Source organism: Rhodococcus sp. NPDC127593 (assembly GCF_042671975.1).
In the GTDB taxonomy this organism is placed as follows: domain Bacteria; phylum Actinomycetota; class Actinomycetes; order Mycobacteriales; family Mycobacteriaceae; genus Rhodococcus_F.
This window is the reverse complement of the sequence record NZ_JBHXWI010000007.1, coordinates 170274-188787: the sequence shown is the minus strand read 5'-3', so window position 1 is coordinate 188787 and position 18514 is coordinate 170274. Positions and strand designations below refer to the sequence as shown.

General features: G+C 68.4%; 16 protein-coding genes. 11 read left to right on the top strand and 5 right to left on the bottom strand.

The features are described from left to right. The first annotated feature begins 1 nt into the window (after position 1). From ACFVJ3_RS08735 to ACFVJ3_RS08710, 6 genes are read left to right on the top strand one after another with little or no spacing between them, the layout of a single operon-like run. A complete protein-coding gene (locus tag ACFVJ3_RS08735) occupies positions 2 to 1168 on the top strand; it encodes an acyl-CoA dehydrogenase family protein (protein WP_378451686.1) in 1167 nt (388 codons plus the stop codon). After that, positions 1165 to 2100: a bifunctional MaoC family dehydratase N-terminal/OB-fold nucleic acid binding domain-containing protein gene (locus ACFVJ3_RS08730; RefSeq protein ID WP_378451685.1), complete on the top strand. Its 936-nt coding sequence runs from the start codon at positions 1165 to 1167 to the stop codon at positions 2098 to 2100. The genes ACFVJ3_RS08735 and ACFVJ3_RS08730 overlap by 4 nt, the downstream gene beginning before the upstream one ends. Further along, the gene (locus ACFVJ3_RS08725; RefSeq protein ID WP_378451684.1) at positions 2100 to 3212 is read left to right on the top strand and encodes an acyl-CoA dehydrogenase family protein; all 1113 of its coding nucleotides are present in this window, start codon (positions 2100 to 2102) and stop codon (positions 3210 to 3212) included. Before ACFVJ3_RS08730 ends, ACFVJ3_RS08725 begins: the two co-directional genes overlap by 1 nt. Further along, entirely contained in the window at positions 3209 to 3640 is a 432-nt protein-coding gene (locus ACFVJ3_RS08720; RefSeq protein WP_378451683.1) for a MaoC family dehydratase, read from the top strand. Before ACFVJ3_RS08725 ends, ACFVJ3_RS08720 begins: the two co-directional genes overlap by 4 nt. Next, on the top strand, positions 3637 to 4815 hold the full coding sequence (locus tag ACFVJ3_RS08715) for a lipid-transfer protein (protein WP_378451682.1): 1179 nt from the start codon (positions 3637 to 3639) through the stop codon (positions 4813 to 4815). Before ACFVJ3_RS08720 ends, ACFVJ3_RS08715 begins: the two co-directional genes overlap by 4 nt. A gap of 2 nt (positions 4816 to 4817) precedes the next feature. Next, on the top strand, positions 4818 to 5630 hold the full coding sequence (locus ACFVJ3_RS08710) for a MaoC/PaaZ C-terminal domain-containing protein (RefSeq protein ID WP_378451681.1): 813 nt from the start codon (positions 4818 to 4820) through the stop codon (positions 5628 to 5630). Between the two features lie 76 nt (positions 5631 to 5706). On the opposite strand, the gene ACFVJ3_RS08705 is transcribed toward ACFVJ3_RS08710, so the two are convergent. Then, positions 5707 to 6480 carry an SDR family oxidoreductase gene (locus ACFVJ3_RS08705; RefSeq protein ID WP_378451680.1) on the bottom strand — a complete coding sequence of 258 codons (774 nt, stop codon included), beginning with the start codon at positions 6478 to 6480 and terminating at the stop codon, positions 5707 to 5709. 121 nt (positions 6481 to 6601) lie between these two features. Here ACFVJ3_RS08705 and ACFVJ3_RS08700 point away from each other — a divergent pair, with 121 nt between their 5' ends. Together ACFVJ3_RS08700 and ACFVJ3_RS08695 are read left to right on the top strand one after the other, a co-directional pair. Next, positions 6602 to 7363, top strand: coding sequence for an SDR family NAD(P)-dependent oxidoreductase (locus ACFVJ3_RS08700; RefSeq protein ID WP_378451679.1), 762 nt, complete (start codon positions 6602 to 6604; stop codon positions 7361 to 7363). 156 nt (positions 7364 to 7519) lie between these two features. Next, positions 7520 to 8575 carry a 2Fe-2S iron-sulfur cluster-binding protein gene (locus ACFVJ3_RS08695; RefSeq protein WP_378451678.1) on the top strand — a complete coding sequence of 352 codons (1056 nt, stop codon included), beginning with the start codon at positions 7520 to 7522 and terminating at the stop codon, positions 8573 to 8575. Between the two features lie 10 nt (positions 8576 to 8585). Here the strand turns inward: ACFVJ3_RS08695 and ACFVJ3_RS08690 are convergent, their stop codons facing one another. From ACFVJ3_RS08690 to ACFVJ3_RS08675, 4 genes are all read right to left on the bottom strand, one after another. Then, on the bottom strand, positions 8586 to 9455 hold the full coding sequence (locus ACFVJ3_RS08690; RefSeq protein WP_378451677.1) for a class II glutamine amidotransferase: 870 nt from the start codon (positions 9453 to 9455) through the stop codon (positions 8586 to 8588). Between the two features lie 24 nt (positions 9456 to 9479). Beyond that, positions 9480 to 10211 (bottom strand): flavodoxin family protein, encoded by a 732-nt coding sequence (locus ACFVJ3_RS08685; RefSeq protein WP_378451676.1) that lies wholly within the window; start codon positions 10209 to 10211, stop codon positions 9480 to 9482. A gap of 114 nt (positions 10212 to 10325) precedes the next feature. Next, complete coding sequence (locus tag ACFVJ3_RS08680) at positions 10326 to 11789, bottom strand: catalase (protein WP_378451675.1); 1464 nt, start codon at positions 11787 to 11789, stop codon at positions 10326 to 10328. A gap of 201 nt (positions 11790 to 11990) precedes the next feature. Further along, entirely contained in the window at positions 11991 to 15485 is a 3495-nt protein-coding gene (locus tag ACFVJ3_RS08675; protein WP_378451734.1) for a protein kinase, read from the bottom strand. Positions 15486 to 15588: 103 nt separating this feature from the next. Between ACFVJ3_RS08675 and ACFVJ3_RS08670 the strand changes: the two genes are divergently transcribed. From ACFVJ3_RS08670 to ACFVJ3_RS08660, 3 genes are all read left to right on the top strand, one after another. Then, entirely contained in the window at positions 15589 to 16296 is a 708-nt protein-coding gene (locus tag ACFVJ3_RS08670) for a nitroreductase (RefSeq protein ID WP_378451674.1), read from the top strand. A gap of 1 nt (position 16297) precedes the next feature. Continuing rightward, on the top strand, positions 16298 to 17440 hold the full coding sequence (locus tag ACFVJ3_RS08665) for a class I SAM-dependent methyltransferase (RefSeq protein ID WP_378451673.1): 1143 nt from the start codon (positions 16298 to 16300) through the stop codon (positions 17438 to 17440). A gap of 163 nt (positions 17441 to 17603) precedes the next feature. After that, positions 17604 to 18458: a Bax inhibitor-1/YccA family protein gene (locus ACFVJ3_RS08660; protein WP_378451672.1), complete on the top strand. Its 855-nt coding sequence runs from the start codon at positions 17604 to 17606 to the stop codon at positions 18456 to 18458. Positions 18459 to 18514 lie beyond the last annotated feature (56 nt).

The following is an 18514-nucleotide window of genomic DNA, read 5'->3' as shown; positions in this document are numbered from 1 at the left end:
GATGGATGTGAGGGAATCGCCCGGGCAACGGGAACTCCGGCGGGAGTTGCGCGCCTACTTCGCGGCGCTGCTGCCGGAGGAGACGCGGCGGATCGCGGGTGAGGAGGGTGTGGGCGGAGAGCACTTCCGCGACATCGTGCGACTCCTGGGCAAGGACGGCTGGCTGGGTGTCGGCTGGCCGGTGGAGTACGGCGGGCAGGGACGGTCGATCGAAGACCAGTTCGTGTTCTTCGACGAGGTGCAACGGGCCGGACTGCCGTTCCCGTTCGTCACCGTCAACACCGTCGGACCCACCCTGATGAAGTACGGCACCGGGGAGCAGAAGGCGCGGTTCCTTCCCGGCATACTGGCCGGCGACATCGTCTTCGCCATCGGTTACACCGAACCGGAAGCCGGCACCGACCTCGCCTCGCTGCAGACCCGGGCGGTGCGCGACGGGGACACCTGGGTGGTCGACGGCAACAAGATCTTCACCAGTGGCGCCAACACGGCCGACTACGTGTGGCTGGCGTGCCGCACCGATGCGGACGCGCCCAAGCACAAGGGCATCTCGATCCTCATCGTGCCCACCGACGATCCCGGTTTCGGCTGGTCGCCGATCCACACCGTGGGTGGGCTGACGGTCACGTCGACCTACTACAGCGGGATCCGGGTCGGCGATCAGGACGTCGTGGGCGACGTCGACGGCGGGTGGCAGCTGATCACCGCGCAGCTCAATCACGAACGCATCGGGCTCGCCGCGCTGGGTGGACGGGCGCTCGGCCTGTGGCACCAGGTCCTCGACTGGGCCGGGCAGAACGGTGCACTCGACATCCCGTGGGTGCAGATGGACTTCGCGCGCACTCACGCGAAGCTCGAGGCGATGCGACTGCTGAACTGGAAGATGACCGCCGCGGTCGCGCGGGATGCGTTGTCGGGTGCCGATGCCGGCGCCACCAAGACGTTCGGCACCGAAACCCACGTCGACGTCTACCGCACGCTGCTCGGGATCCTCGGTGCCGCCGGACGGCTGCGTCCGGGCTCGCCGGGCGCGATCCTCGCCGGCCAGATCGAACAGATCTCCCGTCAAAGCGTGGTGAACACGTTCGGCGGCGGCGTCAACGAGGTGCTCCGCGACATGGTCGGCACCCTCGGCCTCGGACTCGTCCGCGAGAAGAGCGTGAAATGAGCGAACTCCTCACCCGGCTACGCGCTTTCGAGGGACGGACGATCGTCCCGGCCACCTGGGGTCCCGACCCGGTGAACACTCCGATGATCCGGCACTGGGTCGAGACGATGGGTGACACGAGCCCCGTCTACCTCGACGACGACGCCGCGCGCGCCACCGGCCGCGGCGGCGCGGTGGCACCCGCCCAGATGCTGCAGGTGTGGACCATGCGCACGTACGCCGACAAGATGTCCGGCGCCGACCCGTCACCCGTCTGGACGGAACTGATCGCCACACTCGACGAGGCGGGATTCACGTCTGTCGTCGCCACGGATTCGGACCAGGAATTCTTCGCCGAACTGCGCCCCGGCGACCGGGTGAGCACGACCGAGGTGGTCGAGTCCGTGTCCGAGGAGAAGCAGACCGGTCTCGGCGCAGGACATTTCGTCACCACCCTCAAGACGTACTGCAACGGCGACGGCGAGATCGTCGGCACCCAGCGGTGGCGGACACTCCGCTTCCGGCCCGCCGAGCGCACGGCCACGCGCCCGCTGCGCCCGAGGCCCGCCCTCGACGACGACAACGCGTTCTGGTTCGCGGCCGCACGCGAGCACCGCCTCGTCATTCAGCGGTGCGTGAGCTGCGGTGTGCTGCGGCACCCGACCGGACCGATGTGTGGGGAGTGCCGCTCCACCGAGTGGGACACCGTCGACGCGTCGGGGCGGGGCACCGTCTACACGTTCGTCGTCAATCACCACCCGAAGATCGACGCCTTCGACTACCCACTGATCGTCGCGGTGATCGAACTCGAGGAGGGCACCCGCCTGATCGCCAACATGACGGGAGTCGAACCCGACCACGTGCGCATCGGAATGCCGGTGGTACTGGACTGGATCGACGCCGACCCGGAACTCACCCTTCCCGTATTCCGGCCGGAATTGGAGGACCACTGATGGATTTCACCTTCAGCGAGGAGCAGGAAGCGGTGCGCGGGCTGGCCGCGGACGTGTTCGCTGCCAAGTCGCGACCCGAGCGGATCAAGGACGTCGAGTCGAGCGCTGACAGGATCGACCGGGAACTGTGGCGCGAACTGGCGACCACGGGTCTGCTCGGCATCGCCCTGCCCGAGAACCGCGGTGGCGGCGGCATGGGACTCGCCGAACTGTACGTCCTGCTCGAGGAGCAGGGCCGGACCGTGGCGCCGGTTCCGGTGTGGCCGCACGTCCTCGGCGCGCTCGCGATCGCCGAGTTCGGGACGCCGGACCAACGGGACGCGCTGGTCCCCGCGGCTGCCGACGGCAGCCTGATCGTCACCGTCGGACTCGAGGAGTTCGGACCGTACGTCGCGGGCGAACCGGCGACGACGGCACGCGAGGTGGACGGCCGGTGGCAGGTGCACGGCGCCAAGGCCGCAGTGCCGGTGGCCAACCTCGCCGAACGCCTCCTGGTCTCCGCGACCACCGACAGCGGTCCAGCGCTGTTCCTGGTGGATCCGGAGACCGCGGGCGTGACTGCGCAGCAGGCGGAGTCGACCACCCACGAGATCTGCGCGAACGTCACGTTCGCCGAGGCCCCCGCGGAACCGATCGGCCCGGCGGACGGTACCGCGGTGCGATGGCTGCTCGAACGGGTGGAACTGGCCGTCGCCGCCCTGCAACTGGGCGTGGGGGAAGGTGCGGTGAGTCAGGCCGTCACGTACCTCAACGGACGCTCCCAGTTCGGTCGCCCGCTCGCGACGTTCCAGGCCGTCACCCACCAGCTCGCGGACTGCTATATCGACCTCGAGGCCATGCGGGTGACGCTGTGGCAGGCCGTCTGGCTCCTCGCGAGCGGGGAAGATCCGGGAACCGCTGTGCTGGTCGCGAAATGGTGGGCGACCGACGGCGGGCAGCGGGTCGTTCACCGCACGCAGCACGTGCACGGCGGAATCGGCGTCGACACCGACTACCCGGTGCACCGGCACCTGCTGTGGGGCAAACAGCTCGCCGCCACACTCGGCGGTGCCGGCTCCGACCTGGCACGTCTGGGCGCGCAGCTGGCGGCCGGGGTCGAGGTGGTCGCATGACCGCGACCGTCGGCGCCACGACCTACGAGTCCGTCACGATCGGCGATCGGCTGCCGGAGCTGGTGATTCCGCTGACCCGCACCCTGATCGTCGCCACCGCCCTCGCCACCCGCGACTTCCAGGACGTTCACCACGACCCGGCCCGCGCGGTGGAGCGGGGGTCGAAGGACGTGTTCATGAACATCCTCACCACCAACGGGCTGGTGGGAAGGTTCGTCACCGACTGGGCGGGCCCGCACGTGTCGCTGCGCCGGATCGCGGTGCGGCTCGGTGCCTCCAACTACCCCGGCGACGAGATGACCCTGACCGGTGAGGTGGTCGCGAAGGACGGCGACCTCGTCACCGTGAAGATCCGCGGCGCGAACAGCCTCGGTGATCACGCCACCGGCACCGTCGTCGTCGCCTGGCCTGCACGAGGAGACCTGTGACCAGCCCCCTGTCGGGCGCCGCCGCCATCGTCGGCATCGGAGCCACCGAATTCTCCAAGCACTCGGGACGAAGCGAACTGCAACTGGCGTGCGAGGCAATCGTCGCCGCGCTCGCCGACGCGGGCATCGACCCGTCCGAGGTCGACGGACTGTCCACGTACACCGCCGAGACGAACGGGGAGGTGCTGGTCGCCCGCAACGCGGGCATCGGCGAGCTGAAGTTCTTCTCCCGCATCGGGTACGGCGGCGGCGCCGCGTGCGCCACGGTCCAGCAGGCGGCCATGGCCGTGGCGACGGGCATCGCGGACGTCGTCGTCTGCTACCGCGCGTTCAACGAACGGTCCGGTGTGCGTTACGGACTCGGGCAGCACGACCGCCCGATGGACAGCACCGCGGACCGGGCGGCGTACGCCTGGCTGACCCCGCAGGGACTGTCGACGCCCGCCCAGTGGGTGGCGATGTTCGCCCGCCGGTACATGCATCGGTACGGCGCCACGAGTGAGGACTTCGGCCGGGTCGCGGTCGTCGCACGCAAGCACGCCGCCGACAACCCCGCCGCCTGGTTCCACGGGCGGCCCATCACCCTCGACGACCACCAGCAGTCGCGGTGGATCGCCGAACCGCTGCACCTCCTGGACTGCTGCCAGGAAACCGACGGCGGTCAGGCCCTCGTCGTCGTCTCCGCCGAACGCGCCAAGGACCTCCGCACCACCCCGGCGATCGTCAAGGCCGCCGCGCAGGGCTCCGGCAAGGACCAGCACATGATGGCCAGCTACTACCGGCCCGACATCACCGGGATCCCCGAGATGGGCCTCGTGGGCAGGCAACTCTATGGGCAGAGCGGTCTCGCGCCGGACGACATCTCGGCGGCGATCCTCTACGACCACTTCACCCCGCTGGTCCTGCCGCAACTCGAGGAACTGGGTTTCTGCGACCCCGGCGAGGCGAAGGACTTCATCCGGGACGGACACCTCGAGGTCGGCGGCCGCCTCCCGGCGAACACCCACGGCGGGCAGATCGGCGAGGCCTATCTGCACGGCGTCAACGGCATCGCGGAGGCGGTACGCCTGATCCGCGGCACGTCGACCACACAACCGGACGGCATCGGCAACGTGCTGGTGACCGCGGGCACCGCCGTGCCCACCAGCGGCCTGATCCTGGGCAGAGAGGACTGATCATGACGACAACCGAGCGCACGACGGCAGGAGCGTGGCGAGGCGAGGACCTCGGCACCCGCACCGTGAGTTACGACGAGCGCGACGCCATCCTGTACGCACTGTCGGTGGGTGCACGGGCCACCGAAATGGACCTCGTCTTCGAGGAGCGTCTGCGCGTGTTGCCCACGTTCGCGCTCACCCTCGCCCAGTGGGCGCCGGACGAACTGGGGTCGCGGGGCGCTTTCGACACGAAGACGGCACTGCACGGATCGCAGGAACTGACGGTGTTCGCGCCACTACCGTGTCGCGGCGAGATCGCGTTGTCGGCGTCGGTCGGCGAAGTGTGGGACAAGGGCTCGGCAGCGGTGTTCGAGGTGCGCGTCGAGTCCGAGTTCTTCGTCGCCACCTGGTCGCTGTTCGCGCCCGGTGCCGGCGGTTTCGGTGGCGATCGAGGCCCCGCGAAACCGTCTCGGTCCGAGGGCGAACCGGCCGTGGAGGCTGTTCTGCAGACAGCGGAGAACCAGGCGGCCCTGTACCGGCTGACCGGCGACCGGCATCACATCCACATCGACCCGGCGGCGGCCGAGCGGATCGGGCAGCCCAGGCCGATCATGCACGGGCTGTGCACCCTCGCCGCGAGCACGCTGGAACTCGCGCGAGCGCTGGACGTCCACCCGGCCGACCTCGTCCGGCTGGAGGGACGGTTCGCCGCGCCGGTGTATCCGGGCGGCGCACCGACGTTGCGAGCCTGGGGCGATGCGGGTGACGCGTCGTTCGAACTCGTCCATGGCGATCGGCCGCTCATCGCCGGCGCCCGCGCCGCGTTCGGCTGACCGCACGTTCGCCCGCCGTCGCCGAATGTCACACCGGTGCAGATGAACTGAACCGATGTGACATTCGGCGAGGAGGTCAGGAGTGGGTCGCGAGGTACCGCGCGGGGTATTCGCCGCCGCCGTGGACGGCGAGATCGGCGCCGTTCACGTACGACGCCTGCGTGCTCGCCAGGAACAGGCAGGCGTCCGCGATGTCGGACGGCACAGCCATCCGCCCCATCGGCAGGGTTCGGGTGACGGCGGCGCCGCCGTCGTCACCGTAGACGGACGCCGCGCTCTCGGTGCGGATGAGACCCGTGGTGATGTGGTTGATCCGGACCTTCGGAGCCCATTCGAGCGCAAGCGCTTTCGTCAGCACCAGCAGGCCGGCCTTCGCGGCGCTGTACGCGGCGGTGCCGGGTTGCGGATCGTGGGCGGAGACGCTGCCGATGTTGACGATGGCACCGCCGTCGGACTGCTGCTGCATCACCGCGTTGGCGGCCTGGGCGACGGTGAAGGGTGCCAGCAGATTCAGCGCGACGATCTTCTCGACGAAACGCGGTGAGACGGTGGCCGCGTCGGCGTCGGGCGAACCGCCCGCGTTGTTGACGAGGACGTCGAGGCGGCCGTACCGCGCGACGGCGTCGTCGATCAGTGCGGCGGCGTCGGCGTGGTCGCGGACGTCGGTCGCGCGGAACACGGCGGTGCGATCACCGTGCGCCGGCAGGGTGTCCGGTGTGGAGCGACCGCAGACGAGCACGTTCGCACCCGCGGCGAGAAACGATTCGGCGACGACGAAACCGATGCCCTTGGTTCCGCCGGTCACGACGACGGTGCGGCCACTGAAATCGAGAGGATGGGGGATTGTCACGGGAGACCTTCGGAGTGAGGGAGCGCGAGGATTCCTGGCGCTCGAATGAGATCGGGGAAATCGGCACGAGGACCGAAAACAAGCAAATGCTTGGTTCGATAGTAGGGGAACGGGAGTGGACATGGGCAAACTCGACGGCAAGGTCGCGCTGATCACGGGTGCGGGACAGGGGATCGGGCAGGGAATCGCCCTGGCCCTCGCCCGGGAGGGCGCGGCGATCGCCGTCGCCGGACGGACCGAATCGAAACTGCACGGCACGTGCGAGCGACTCACCGAACTCGGCGCCCACAGCGAACCGGTGGTGTGCGACGTCAGCAGGCGCGCGGACATCGCGTCCGCCGTCGAGCGGACCGTGGACGTGTTCGGCGGCGTCGACATCCTGATCAACAACGCCAACGACTGCACGCCGGGACCGATCCTGTCGGTGATCGACGAGGAATACGAGCGGTCGTTCGCGACGGGACCGCTCGCGACGCTGCGCATGATGCAGTCGTGCCACCCGCACATGAAGTCGCGCGGCGGCGGCGTGATCGTCAACCTCGTCACGTCGGCGGCCGTGCGCTGGGACGCGAGCAACTACGGCGCCTACGGTTCGATCAAGGAGGGAATGCGTTCGGTGACCAGGTCGGCGGCGTGCGAGTGGGGGCGGGACGGCATCCGGGTGCTGTCCGTGGCCCCGCACGCGAAGAGTCCGGCCCTCGAGCGGTGGATGGAGCGGAATCCGGACGAGGCGGCAGAGTTCGTGGCGGGCATCCCACTCGGACGCGTCGGCGACGCCGAGACCGACATCGGGCGCGCCGTCGTGTTCCTCGTGAGCGAGGACGCCGGCTACCTCACCGGCGCGACCATCCCCCTGGACGGCGGGCAGTCCCGTTGGGGCTGACGGCGGGCAGTCCCGTTGGGGCTGACGGCGGGCAGTCCCGTTGGGGCTGACGACGATGATCCGGGTCCCGCACAGCGGGAAGAGCTGCGGACGCCGCCGTCGATCTGCACTAGTTTCGGCAGGATCGAATTACCGTAGCGAGAGGGCACCGTCGCGATGACGACCGTTGAAACACCACGCAGTTCGCGATCAGTAGTGGTCACCGTGGCCGCTGTCGTGGAGGAGACGTCCGACGCCCGGTCGCTGGTGTTCGACGTCCCCGACGAGCGTCGGCACGAATTCGCCTACAAGCCAGGTCAGTTCCTGACGCTGCGCATCCCGAGCGACCGGACGGGGTCCGTCGCCCGGTGCTACTCGCTGGCCAGTTCGCCGTTCACCGACGACCTGCCGAAGGTGACGATCAAACGCACCGCAGGCGGGTACGGTTCGCACTGGTTGTGTGACAACGTCGGCGTCGGCGACCGCATCGAGGTTCTGCCTCCCGCGGGCGTGTTCACTCCGGCCAGCCTGGACGAAGACCTGATCCTGTTCGCCGCGGGCAGCGGAATCACCCCGGTGATGTCGATCCTCAAGTCGGCGCTCAGCGAGGGCAGCGGGAAAGTCGTTCTCGTGTACGCGAACCGGGACGAGAAATCGGTCATCTTCGCCGACGAGTTGCGGGAACTCGCGGCGCGCCACGAACACCGGCTGACCATCGTGCACTGGCTCGAGAGCGTGCAGGGCCTGCCGACACCGCGGCAACTCGCGAATCTGTCGGACCGGTTCCGGGACCACCGCGCCTACCTCTGCGGACCGCGTCCCTTCATGGACGCGATCCACGAGTCGCTCGCACTCGCCGGCGTCCCGCGCGACCGCGTGCACGCCGAGGTGTTCACCTCCCTGTCCGGGGATCCGTTCGCGGACGTCGTGGTCGAGGAACTGCCGGACACGGGAGCGGGAGCGGCGTCGACGGTCGAGGTGCAACTCGACGGCGAAGAGCACAACCTGAGCTGGCCCCGCCAGGCGACGCTGGTCGACGTCATGCTCTCCCGGGGCCTCGACGTCCCCTACTCGTGCCGCGAGGGCGAATGCGGTTCCTGCGCATGCACGGTGGTCGAGGGAGAAGTGGACATGGACAACGCGTCGATCCTCGATCCCGAGGACATCGCGAGCGGCTACGTCCTCGCGTGCCAGGCACGTCCCGTCAGCGAGCACGTGCGGATCGAGTTCTGACCGGGGTTGGCTACTTCTCGGTCTGCGCGGCTGCGGCGCGGGCATTGAGGTCGGCGAGGCGGATCGGGTAACGCGGTGGGCGGTCGACGATCACCTCCCGTGTGACGGTGAGGTCGCGGTCGACGTGAAGCAGTTCGCCCGGTTGCAGCGGCGTCCAGCCGGGATCCTCGTCCATCTGTTCACTGGCGACGACGACCGCCGGATGCTCGGCGAGATGCTCGGACCTGGCACGGATTCGGCCGGGAGTGCTCGCGTGCTGGAGGTGGCGACCACCGCTCGGACCACCCGCGCGACGTTCGAGGAAGAGCAGGTCGTGGGTGTCCGGGTACCGTAGCGCCCACAATTCGCCGGGTGTGGTCAGCAGGATGTTGAGCGCGTAGATCGGCACGGTGTCCGCCAGCCATCGGGCGGCCGAGGTGATGCCGGCCGTGACGTCGCCGCCGTTCCTGCCGATGTGACTGGTGACGAGGGCGAAGACGCGTTCCGAGTCGGTGTCACCGTGAACGAGTGCGAGGTCGGAGCCCAGTTCCGCCTCGAGCTTCGTCAGGTCCTCGACCACGCCGTTGTGGGCGAACACGCGACCGTCCTGGGCGAACGGATGGGTGTTCTGGGGAAGCAGTTCACCCGTGGTCGCGAAACGGATGTGCGCGACGAACGTGGCCGAATAGCGATGCTTCGCCTCCTGCGCGAACTCCTTGTCCTCGTACGCCGCGAGCGGTTGCTTCTCCACCACCGGAGTTCCGTCCTCCGCGAACGTGCCGAGTCCCGTGCCGTCCGGCTCGCGGTGACTCTGCTGCGCCAGACTGTCCGGGGCGTCCAGCAGCCAGAACGACGCGCGGACGCGGTGAGGGGCGGCGGACAACCCGAACAATCGGCACATGACTTCCCTCTCGGGTGGGACGGATCAGCGGTAGTCCGGGTTGGCGAAGTCGGGGCGGCAACCCGCGTCCCACTCCGAACGTTGATTCCCGTACGCGGGGAACCCGCCGGCCTTCTTCAACATCGCGGCGACATGCATCAGGTTGTACGTCATGAACGTGGTGTTGCGGTTGGTGAAATCGTTCTCCGGGCCGCCCGACCCTTCGTCGAGATACGACGGGCCCGGGCCGGCCTCACCGATCCATCCGGCGTCCGCCTGCGGTGGGATCACGTATCCGAGATGCTGGAGGCTGTAGAGGATGTTCATCGCGCAATGCTTGACACCGTCCTCGTTGCCGGTGATCAGGCAACCCCCGGCACGCCCGTAGTACGCGTACTGGCCGTGGTCGTTGAGAATCGACGAGCAACCGTACAGCCGCTCGATCACCTGCTTCGTGACGGAACCGTTGTCGCCGAGCCAGATCGGACCGGCCAGCACCAGGATGTCGGCGTCCAGCACTCGCTGAAACAGTGGGGGCCATTCGTCGCTCGGCCACCCGTGCTCGGTCATGTCCGGATAGACGCCGGTCGCGATGTCGTGGTCCACCGCCCGAATCTGGTCGACCGAGACACCTTCCTTTTCCATCAGCCCGACACTGCGGTCGATCAGCCCCTGGGTGTTGCTCACTTCGGGAGACCGCTTCAGGGTGCAGTTGACGAACAGGGCACGCAGACCGCTGAAACGGGGGGTGCCGTCCTGCGGCGACGGATCGGTCATCAGTCCTCCCACGAAAGAGTCCGGAAGTCCACGATATGCCGCGGCGGTCCCTGTTCGTGGCAGAAGAGTCCGCCCGGTCCGGGGTATCCCGGACCGGGCGGACCCGGTGTTCCCTCAGCCCAGCGCGGAGATCGCCTTCGCGACGCCCTCACCGTAGGCGGGATCGCACTGCGTGCAGTTGTCGATGTGCCGCTGCACGACCTGCTGCGACGCGCCGTTGATGGCCCGCGCGGTGTTCTCGAACAACACCTGCTTCTGCTCGTCGCTCATGTTGTTGAACAACACGCGCGGCTGCGAGAAGTAGTCGTCGTCGTCCTCGCGGAAGTTGAACCGGTCTGCGAACGCGCCCACCGCCTGCGCGGGGTCGCGGTACCGGCTCTGCTCCTGCCACTTGCCGTAGCTGTTCGGCTCGTAGTGCAGGGTGCCACCGTTGTTGCCGTCGACCCGCATAGCACCGTCACGGTGGAAGTTGCTCACCGGGCAACGAGCCGCGTTGACCGGGATCTGGTAGTTGTTCACCCCGAGGCGGTAGCGCTGCGCGTCACCGTAGGAGAACAACCGGCCCTGGAGCATCTTGTCCGGGGAGAAGCTGATGCCGGGCACGACGTGCGCCGGGTTGAACGCGGCCTGCTCGACCTCGGCGAAGTAGTTGTCGGGGTTGCGGTTGAGCTCCCATTCGCCGACCTCGATCAGCGGGTAATCGGCCTTCGGCCACACCTTCGTCAGGTCGAACGGGTGGTAGGGGACCGTGTCGGCGTCGGCCTCGGGCATGATCTGCACGCACAGCTTCCACTTCGGGAAATTGCCGGCCTCGATGGCGTCGAAGAGGTCGCGCTGGTGGCTCTCGCGGTCGGCGCCGACCAGGGCCTCGGCCTCGGCGTCGGTGAGGTTCTCGACACCCTGCTGCACGCGGTGGTGGAATTTCACCCAGAAGCGTTCGCCCGCGGCGTTGATGAAACTGAAGGTGTGCGAACCGAATCCGTGCATGTGCCGGTACGATGAGGGGATGCCGCGGTCGCTCATCGCGATGGTGACCTGGTGCAGCGACTCGGGCAGCGACGTCCAGAAGTCCCAATTGTTGTCGGGGCTACGCAGATTCGTGCGGGGGTCACGCTTGACGGCGTGGTTGAGGTCGGGGAACTTCAGCGGGTCGCGGAAGAAGAAGACCGGGGTGTTGTTACCGACCAGGTCCCAGTTGCCCTCCTCGGTATAGAACTTGACCGCGAAACCGCGGATGTCACGCTCGGCATCGGCGGCGCCGCGCTCACCGGCAACAGTGGAGAAGCGGGCGAACAGCTCGGTCTTCTTGCCGACCTCGGAGAAGATCTTCGCGCTGGTGTACCGGGTGATGTCGTTCGTGACCGTGAAAGTTCCGAAGGCGCCGGAACCCTTGGCGTGCATGCGACGTTCCGGAATGACCTCACGGTCGAAATGTGCGAGCTTCTCGAGGAACCAGACGTCCTGCAGCAACTGCGGCCCGCGGGGCCCGGCAGTCACGACGTTCTGGTTGTCGGGAACGGGTGCGCCTACGGCCGTAGTGAGCTTGTCGTTCGTGTTCGCAGTGGTCTCTCGGCTCACAGTGGATCCCTTCGTTGCTGGCTGTCGCTCTGGGTTTTCTGGAACTGGCTGTCGGGCTTGAGGCTTCGCCGATGGCACTGTCGACGTCGCGGATCGAACCACACTCACGGGGCGCGACGCGGTGGTGGCCGCGTCCCACCCTCGTGTGTGTTCACGGTCACACTGCACCATCGTTTCTTGAATTAGTCAAGAAAGCGCACGCTAACTCTCGACCGGTGTCCCGGTCTCCAGTGCCGCAACCAGGAACTCTTCCGGAACATCCGGCCAGTCGGACTGCCAGCGGCCGGCTCGCCTGTCCTCGAGGAGGGCCGTCAGCGCGGGCACCATGCGCGGTCCGCCGTCGATCAGGTAGCGCACGAAGCCGATTCGTGCACACGTCGCGGCGACGGAGGCCAGCACCGGCTTCGCTTCGTCGACCCGGCCCGCCGCGACCAGGCACGCGACGAGCAGGCGATTGGCCTGCATGGCCGCCCTCGGCCGGATCTCCTGTTCGACCCGGCGCACCCACTCCTCCGCGCGGCGACACGCGACGTCGGGCTCGACGGCCGACTGCTTCCGGATCTCCGTGGCGTCGTCGAGCTGTGCGACGATCTCGGCGAACCCGAAATCGGGTTCCCGGGTCGCCTTCCCGTCGCCTGGAGGCTGGGGCGACGCGGGCAGGCCGAGCCGGACCCGCTCGTTCTCGACCCGGGCCCGTAGTCGCGGTAGTCCCAGCGACGCCGCCGCGGAAGCGCCCTCGTCGAGGTGGCGGGCAGCGGACGCGAGATCGCCACGGCCGGCCTTCAGTCGCGCGCCCGTGACGAAGCGGGCGATCATGAAATCGACTATGCCGCCCTCGGGTCCGAGCTCGTAGCTCTCGTCGAGGAGTCGTTCGGCCTCGTCGAGCTGGCCCAATTCGTACATCAGCTCGCCGAGGAGTGCGCCTGCGAGTCGTGCGGCATGCGAATGGGTGCCTGCCGACTTCGTCGCGGTTTGCACGGCCAGCCGGAAGTTGTCCTCGGTCGCGGTGATGTCGAGTTGTTCCATCGCGGCGATGCCGGCGAAGCAGTACCCGTACATCGTGCTGAACGGTCCGACGGTCCGCTGGTGGTACCCGGCTGCCCACTCCTGCAGGCGGCGGGCCTCCACGAAATCGAATTGGGCGATCGCGACGGCGGACGCGAGATTCGACCCCGCCGAAACCACCCACGCGCGTAGGGTTTCCGGGCGGGCCAGGCATTCCGCGATGAGGTCGGGGACTCCGGCGATGCGATCGGACGACACCGCGATCACGGCGCGGACGATGTCGGCCTCCACGCGGATGTCGGCCTGCTCGGTGTCGCTCAGCTTCGAGGATTCGAGGGTCGACACGACCAGCGAGAGCGACCGCAGTGTCGGCGCCACCCGTTGCAGCAGGATGTTCGCCCACGCGACCGCGATCTGGATGCGCGGGCTGGACTCGACCAGCGGCCGCGGCAACTTGTCGACCAGGCCGAGCAGCGCGACCATCCGCGAGTGCTCCACCAGGTACATTCCCTGCTCCTCGACCACCGCGACGGCCACGTCGCGATCGCCTGCCGCCAACGCGTGATCCACTGCATCGCTGACGTAGTGGTGGTCGGCGAACCAGTGCGCGGCCGCGCGGTGCAGGTCCGCCACGCGCGACGGATGATCGCGCTCGAGGCGCCGGCGGAGATACTCGGCGAACAGGTGGTGGTACTCGAACCACTCCCGGTCCTCGTCGAGGCTGCGCAGGAACAGGTCGCGCGATTCGACCTGCTCGAGCAGGGCCTGACCGCGGGTCACGTTCGCCAGCACGCAGGCGAGGTCGCCGCAGACGCGCTCGGTGACGGACGTGGCCAGCATGAAGTCGAGCAGCGCAGGCTCGAGGGTGCTGAGCACGTTCTCCGCCAGGTACTCGCCGATCGCGTGGTGGCGGCCCGACATGTGCCGGATGAGATCGCCGGGGTCGGCGCGATCACGCAGCGACAGCGACGCCAGTTGCAGCGCCGCCACCCACCCGTCCGTGGTCTCCTCCAGCGCCTCCACGTCGGAGTCCTCCAGGTGCAGTCCGCCGAGGTCGACCAGGAACCGCTGCGACTCGGTGATGTCGAAGCGCAAAGCCACGGAATCGATTTCGACGAGTTCGTCACGTACCCGCATCTTGGCCAGCGGAAGTCCTGCCTGGCTTCGGCTGCTCACCACCATCTGCAGGTGGTGGCAGCCGTTCTCCAGGATGAAGTCCATCGCGGCGATCGTGTCCGGCGACGTGACGCGGTGCCAGTCGTCGATCATCACCACCACGTGGCGCCTGCTGTCGTGGACCTGATTCACCAGCGAGGTCAGCACATACCGTTCCGCTTCGGCGCCGTTCTCGTCGAGCGCCTGCCCCAGTTCGTCCGCCAGGGTCGGCTCGGCCCGGCGGATCGCCTCGACGAGGTGGGACAGGAACCACACGACGTTGTTGTCGTCGTTGTCCACCGTCAGCCAGGCGACGGCGGCGCCGTCCTCGATGAGCACGTCGCGCCACTGGGCCGCCACCGTGCTCTTCCCGAAACCGGCGGGTGCGTGGATGAGCGTCAACCGCCTCCGCTGACCCAGCCGGAGCAGATCCAGGAGACGGGTGCGCTCCACCAGGGACCGCATCGGGGTCGGCGGCCGGAAGCGGGCCGCGGCGCTCGGCGGGGTGGCACCCGACCGCCGGCGGTAGCTGCGACTGTGCCCGGACGTCGAGGACTGCGTGGTCGGCGTCGAGGTGTGCTCGGTGCGCGGGAACTCGTCGGCCGCGGCGGGGAGCGCCATCTCGTCGACATCGAGCCCGTGCCTGCGCTCGATGTCGCGCAGTTCCTGGCCGAACTCCGCGGCCGAAGCCGGGCGGTCGGTCGGTTCCTCGGACATCGCGCGCTCGATGGCCGAGCACACGTCGTCGGGAATGTCCTCGCCCCGCAGATCCGGAACGGGTTGCGTGGCGATGCGGAGGAACTGCGCGACGAGCCGCTCCCCGCTCCGCCGCTCGAACGCGGCATGCCCGGTGAGCAGGCAGAACAGGGCGGCACCCAGGCTGTACACGTCGGAAGACGCGGACGGCGCGTCGCCGCGGAGAACCTCCGGCGCCGTGAACGCGGGCGAACCGGTGATCATGCTCGACGTGGTCTCGAATCCACCCGTGACGCGCGCGATGCCGAAGTCCGTGAGCTGCGGTTCGCCGTACCCGGTGAGCAGGATGTTCGCGGGTTTGACGTCGCGGTGCAGGGTGCCGAGCCGGTGCGCCGTCTCCAGTGCGCCCGCCAGTTTCACGCCGACGCGCAGCGTTTCACTCCACGGCAGCGGCCCCTCACGCCGAATCCAGGCGTCGAGCGAATTGCGCGAGTGGTACGGCATCACGATGTACGGCCTGCCGCTGCGCGTCACCCCGGACTGCAGGATGTCGACCACGTGGGGATGCCCCGACAATTTCCCCATCGCACGCTGCTCCCGCAGGAAGCGTTCGCGGTCCTCGCCGTCCAGATCGGAGGACAGCACCTTGATCGCGACCGTGCGGTCGAGCGCTGTCTGCAGGCAGCGGTAGACGACCCCGAACCCTCCCCGGCCGATCTCGCGTGCGTCGTCGAATCCCTCCGACGACAGCTCCGCGACGATGTCGGTCACGACGATCCGCTTGGTGGCCTGCGGATCCGAGTCGGTCGGCCCGGAACTGCTTTCCGGGTGTCGTGGCACACTCAATGAAATCACCTTCTCGGTGCACTGACGCCAGCATATCGCGGTCGCACGACACAGAGAGCGGTGTTCGAGAACGAGTAGACCCGAGGAGAATTCGACGGTGACGGATACCGGCATTGCGGCAGCGGACACGAGCCTGGCCGAGCAGACCCTGGCCCAGCTCCTCGACGCGCGAATCAGTTGCAGGGCTTACCTACCGGCGCAGGTGCCGCGCGATGTGATCGAGCGGATCCTCGAGCTCGCCCAGCAGACGCCGTCGTGGTGCAACACGCAGCCGTGGCAGGTCGCGATCACCGAGCGGGAGGGGACCGAGCGGTTCCGTTCCGGGCTGGCGGAGTACGTCCGCACCCACCCGCAGGAGTCCGACTTCGAGTGGCCCCGCGAATACGTGGGCGAGCACAAGTTGCGCCGCCGCGAGTGTGCCATGCAGCTGTACACCAGCGTCGGTATCGCGCCCGGGGACCGGGCCGCGTCGGCCGAGCAGACGATGAAGAACTTCGACCTGTTCGGCGCGCCGCACGTCGCGATCGTCACCACCCACGAAGCACTCGGAACGTACGGCGCCGTGGACTGCGGCCTGTACGTCGAGACGTTCCTGCTCGCCGCGCAGAGTCTCGGAGTGGCGACCATTCCGCAGGCCGCTGTCGCGGGAAGTTCGCGGTTCATCCACGACTTCTTCTCGCTCGAGGAGGACCGTCGGGTCGTCTGCGCGATCTCGTTCGGCTACCCCGACATGGAGAATCCCGTCAACGGATTCCGCACCCACCGGGAACCCGTCGCCGACGTCGCGCAGTGGGTGTCTCAGTAACGTGCTCGACTCCGAAGTGTTCGACCGGGACGCCCTGTTCGCCCGCCTCCGTCGCCGTCCCGACGTCGAGGCCCCCAACCTGACGGCCGTCGACGCCGCCGACCGGCTGATCCTCGACGAGGCCGCGGCGGCCCTGTCGGCGGCGCGACCCGGGACGCTCGCCGTGATCGGCGATCACTACGGTGGGCTCGCCCTCGGCGCTGCGGCGACGCACGGCTCCACCGCGATCCGCGTGCACCAGGACCCGCTGACCGGCGAACTGGCGCTCGCCGCCAACGCCGCGACGGTCGGGCTCGCCGACCGCTACCGGCCGTGCGCGCTCGGTGAGGAGCTGCTCGCGGGCGCAACGGTCGTGCTGATGCAACTGCCGCGGAGCCTCGGCGAACTGACCGAGGTCGCCGAGGCGATCGCACGCCACGCCGACCCGTCCGTCGTCGTCTACGCGGGCGGACGCAACAAGCACATCTCCACCGCCATGAACGACGTGCTCGGGCGATCGTTCTCCGACGTCCACGCGACCCTCGGCAGGCAGAAGTCGCGGGTGCTGATCGCGAGTGGTCCGGTGGAAATGGCGCAGCAGACTTACCCCGTCACCGAGCACCTCGCCGAGATCGGGCTGGACGTCGTGTCGTACGGGGCCGCGTTCGCCGGGCCCAAGCTGGACATCGGGACCAGGTATCTCCTCGACTTCCTTCCCCGCGTGAACCCCGGCGCGCGGGCCGCGGTCGACCTCGGGTGCGGAACGGGCATTCTCGCCGTCAGCCTCGCCCGGCTCCTCCCGGAAGTGTCGGTGATCGCCACCGACCAGTCCTCCGCTGCGGTCGCGTCGGCGGCCGCCACCGCCCGCGCCAACGGACTCGACGGACGGGTCAGCCCGCTGCGCGACGACGCCATGTCCACCCTCGCCACCGACAGCCAGGACGTCGTCCTGTGCAACCCGCCGTTCCACGTGGGCGCGGCCGTCCACACCGGAGGCGCGTCGAAGATGTTCACCGAAGCCGGGCGGGTGCTCCGGCCCGGCGGCGAATTGTGGACCGTGTACAACTCGCATCTCGGATACCGGGGCCGGTTGCAGCGGCTCGTCGGTCCGACAGACGTCGTCGGCCGGAATCCCAAATTCACCGTCACCCGATCGGTGGCCTGACCGCCACGCCGACCGGCCTCGTCTGGCGGGTGTCCCCGCGGCACCGGTAGAGTCCGAATTGTCCGACCCGAAAGCGACGAACGGGAACTTGCGGTGGGTGCGGGACGTTCAACGTACAAGAAACCCGGATCCACCCGGCGAGCCACGAGAAGGGATGTGCACGGTGCGCACCACCAGTAACCCGGTGTTCCGCAACCTGCCCAAACAAGAGGGCAGCGGCGGATACGCCTCGTTCGGATCTACGACGGCCGGCGCAGCGCAGGTCACGCAGCAGTTCGGCCAGCCCCAGTACACGCAGGCCGAGCCCTACCGGACGGGCCCCGACTACCGTTCGATGACCATCGACGACGTCGTCACCAAGACGGGTGTCACGCTCGGCGTGCTCACGGTGTCGGCGATCATCTCCTACTTCCTGGTGAGCAACAACGCGAACCTCGCGGGCCCGTTGGTCATCGGCGGTGGCCTCGTCGGTCTCGTGCTGGTCCTGGTGGCCACGTTCGGCCGCAAGATGGACAACCCGGGCATCGTCCTCGCCTACGCGGTGGCGGAGGGCCTGTTCCTCGGTGCCCTGTCGTTCATGTTCACCGACGTCACGTTCGGTGGAGTCGGGGGAGCGGCGCTCATCGCCCAGGCCGTACTCGGCACGTTCGGCGTGTTCTTCGGCATGCTCGTCGTCTACAAGACGGGCGCGATCCGAGTCACGCCCCGCCTGACCCGGATGATCATCGGCGCCCTCATCGGTGTCGTCGTCCTCGTCCTCGGCAACGTGATCGCCAGCTTCTTCACCGAAGGCGGCCTCGGCCTCCGCGACGGCGGTCCCGTGGCGATCATCTTCAGCCTCGTTTGCATAGGTATCGCCGCATTCAGCTTCCTGCTGGACTTCGACGCCGCCGACCAGCTGATCCGCGCCCAGGCGCCGGAGAAGGCCGCATGGGGCGTCGCATTCGGACTCACCGTCACCCTCGTGTGGCTGTACGTCGAGATCCTGCGACTCCTGAGCTACTTCAACAGCGACTAGGCGCGAAAGCGCGAGAAGGCCCCGAGAGCAGAAGCTCTCGGGGCCTTCTCGCGCTT

Coding starts and splice junctions, on each gene's coding strand:
- ACFVJ3_RS08710 (WP_378451681.1), top strand. CDS start 4,818: ATGACGACAACCGAGCGCACGACGGCAGGAGCGTGGCGAGGCGAGGAC.
- ACFVJ3_RS08725 (WP_378451684.1), top strand. CDS start 2,100: ATGGATTTCACCTTCAGCGAGGAGCAGGAAGCGGTGCGCGGGCTGGCC.
- ACFVJ3_RS08730 (WP_378451685.1), top strand. CDS start 1,165: ATGAGCGAACTCCTCACCCGGCTACGCGCTTTCGAGGGACGGACGATC.
- ACFVJ3_RS08700 (WP_378451679.1), top strand. CDS start 6,602: ATGGGCAAACTCGACGGCAAGGTCGCGCTGATCACGGGTGCGGGACAG.
- ACFVJ3_RS08695 (WP_378451678.1), top strand. CDS start 7,520: ATGACGACCGTTGAAACACCACGCAGTTCGCGATCAGTAGTGGTCACC.
- ACFVJ3_RS08720 (WP_378451683.1), top strand. CDS start 3,209: ATGACCGCGACCGTCGGCGCCACGACCTACGAGTCCGTCACGATCGGC.
- ACFVJ3_RS08735 (WP_378451686.1), top strand. CDS start 2: ATGGATGTGAGGGAATCGCCCGGGCAACGGGAACTCCGGCGGGAGTTG.
- ACFVJ3_RS08690 (WP_378451677.1), bottom strand. CDS start 9,455: ATGTGCCGATTGTTCGGGTTGTCCGCCGCCCCTCACCGCGTCCGCGCG.
- ACFVJ3_RS08685 (WP_378451676.1), bottom strand. CDS start 10,211: ATGACCGATCCGTCGCCGCAGGACGGCACCCCCCGTTTCAGCGGTCTG.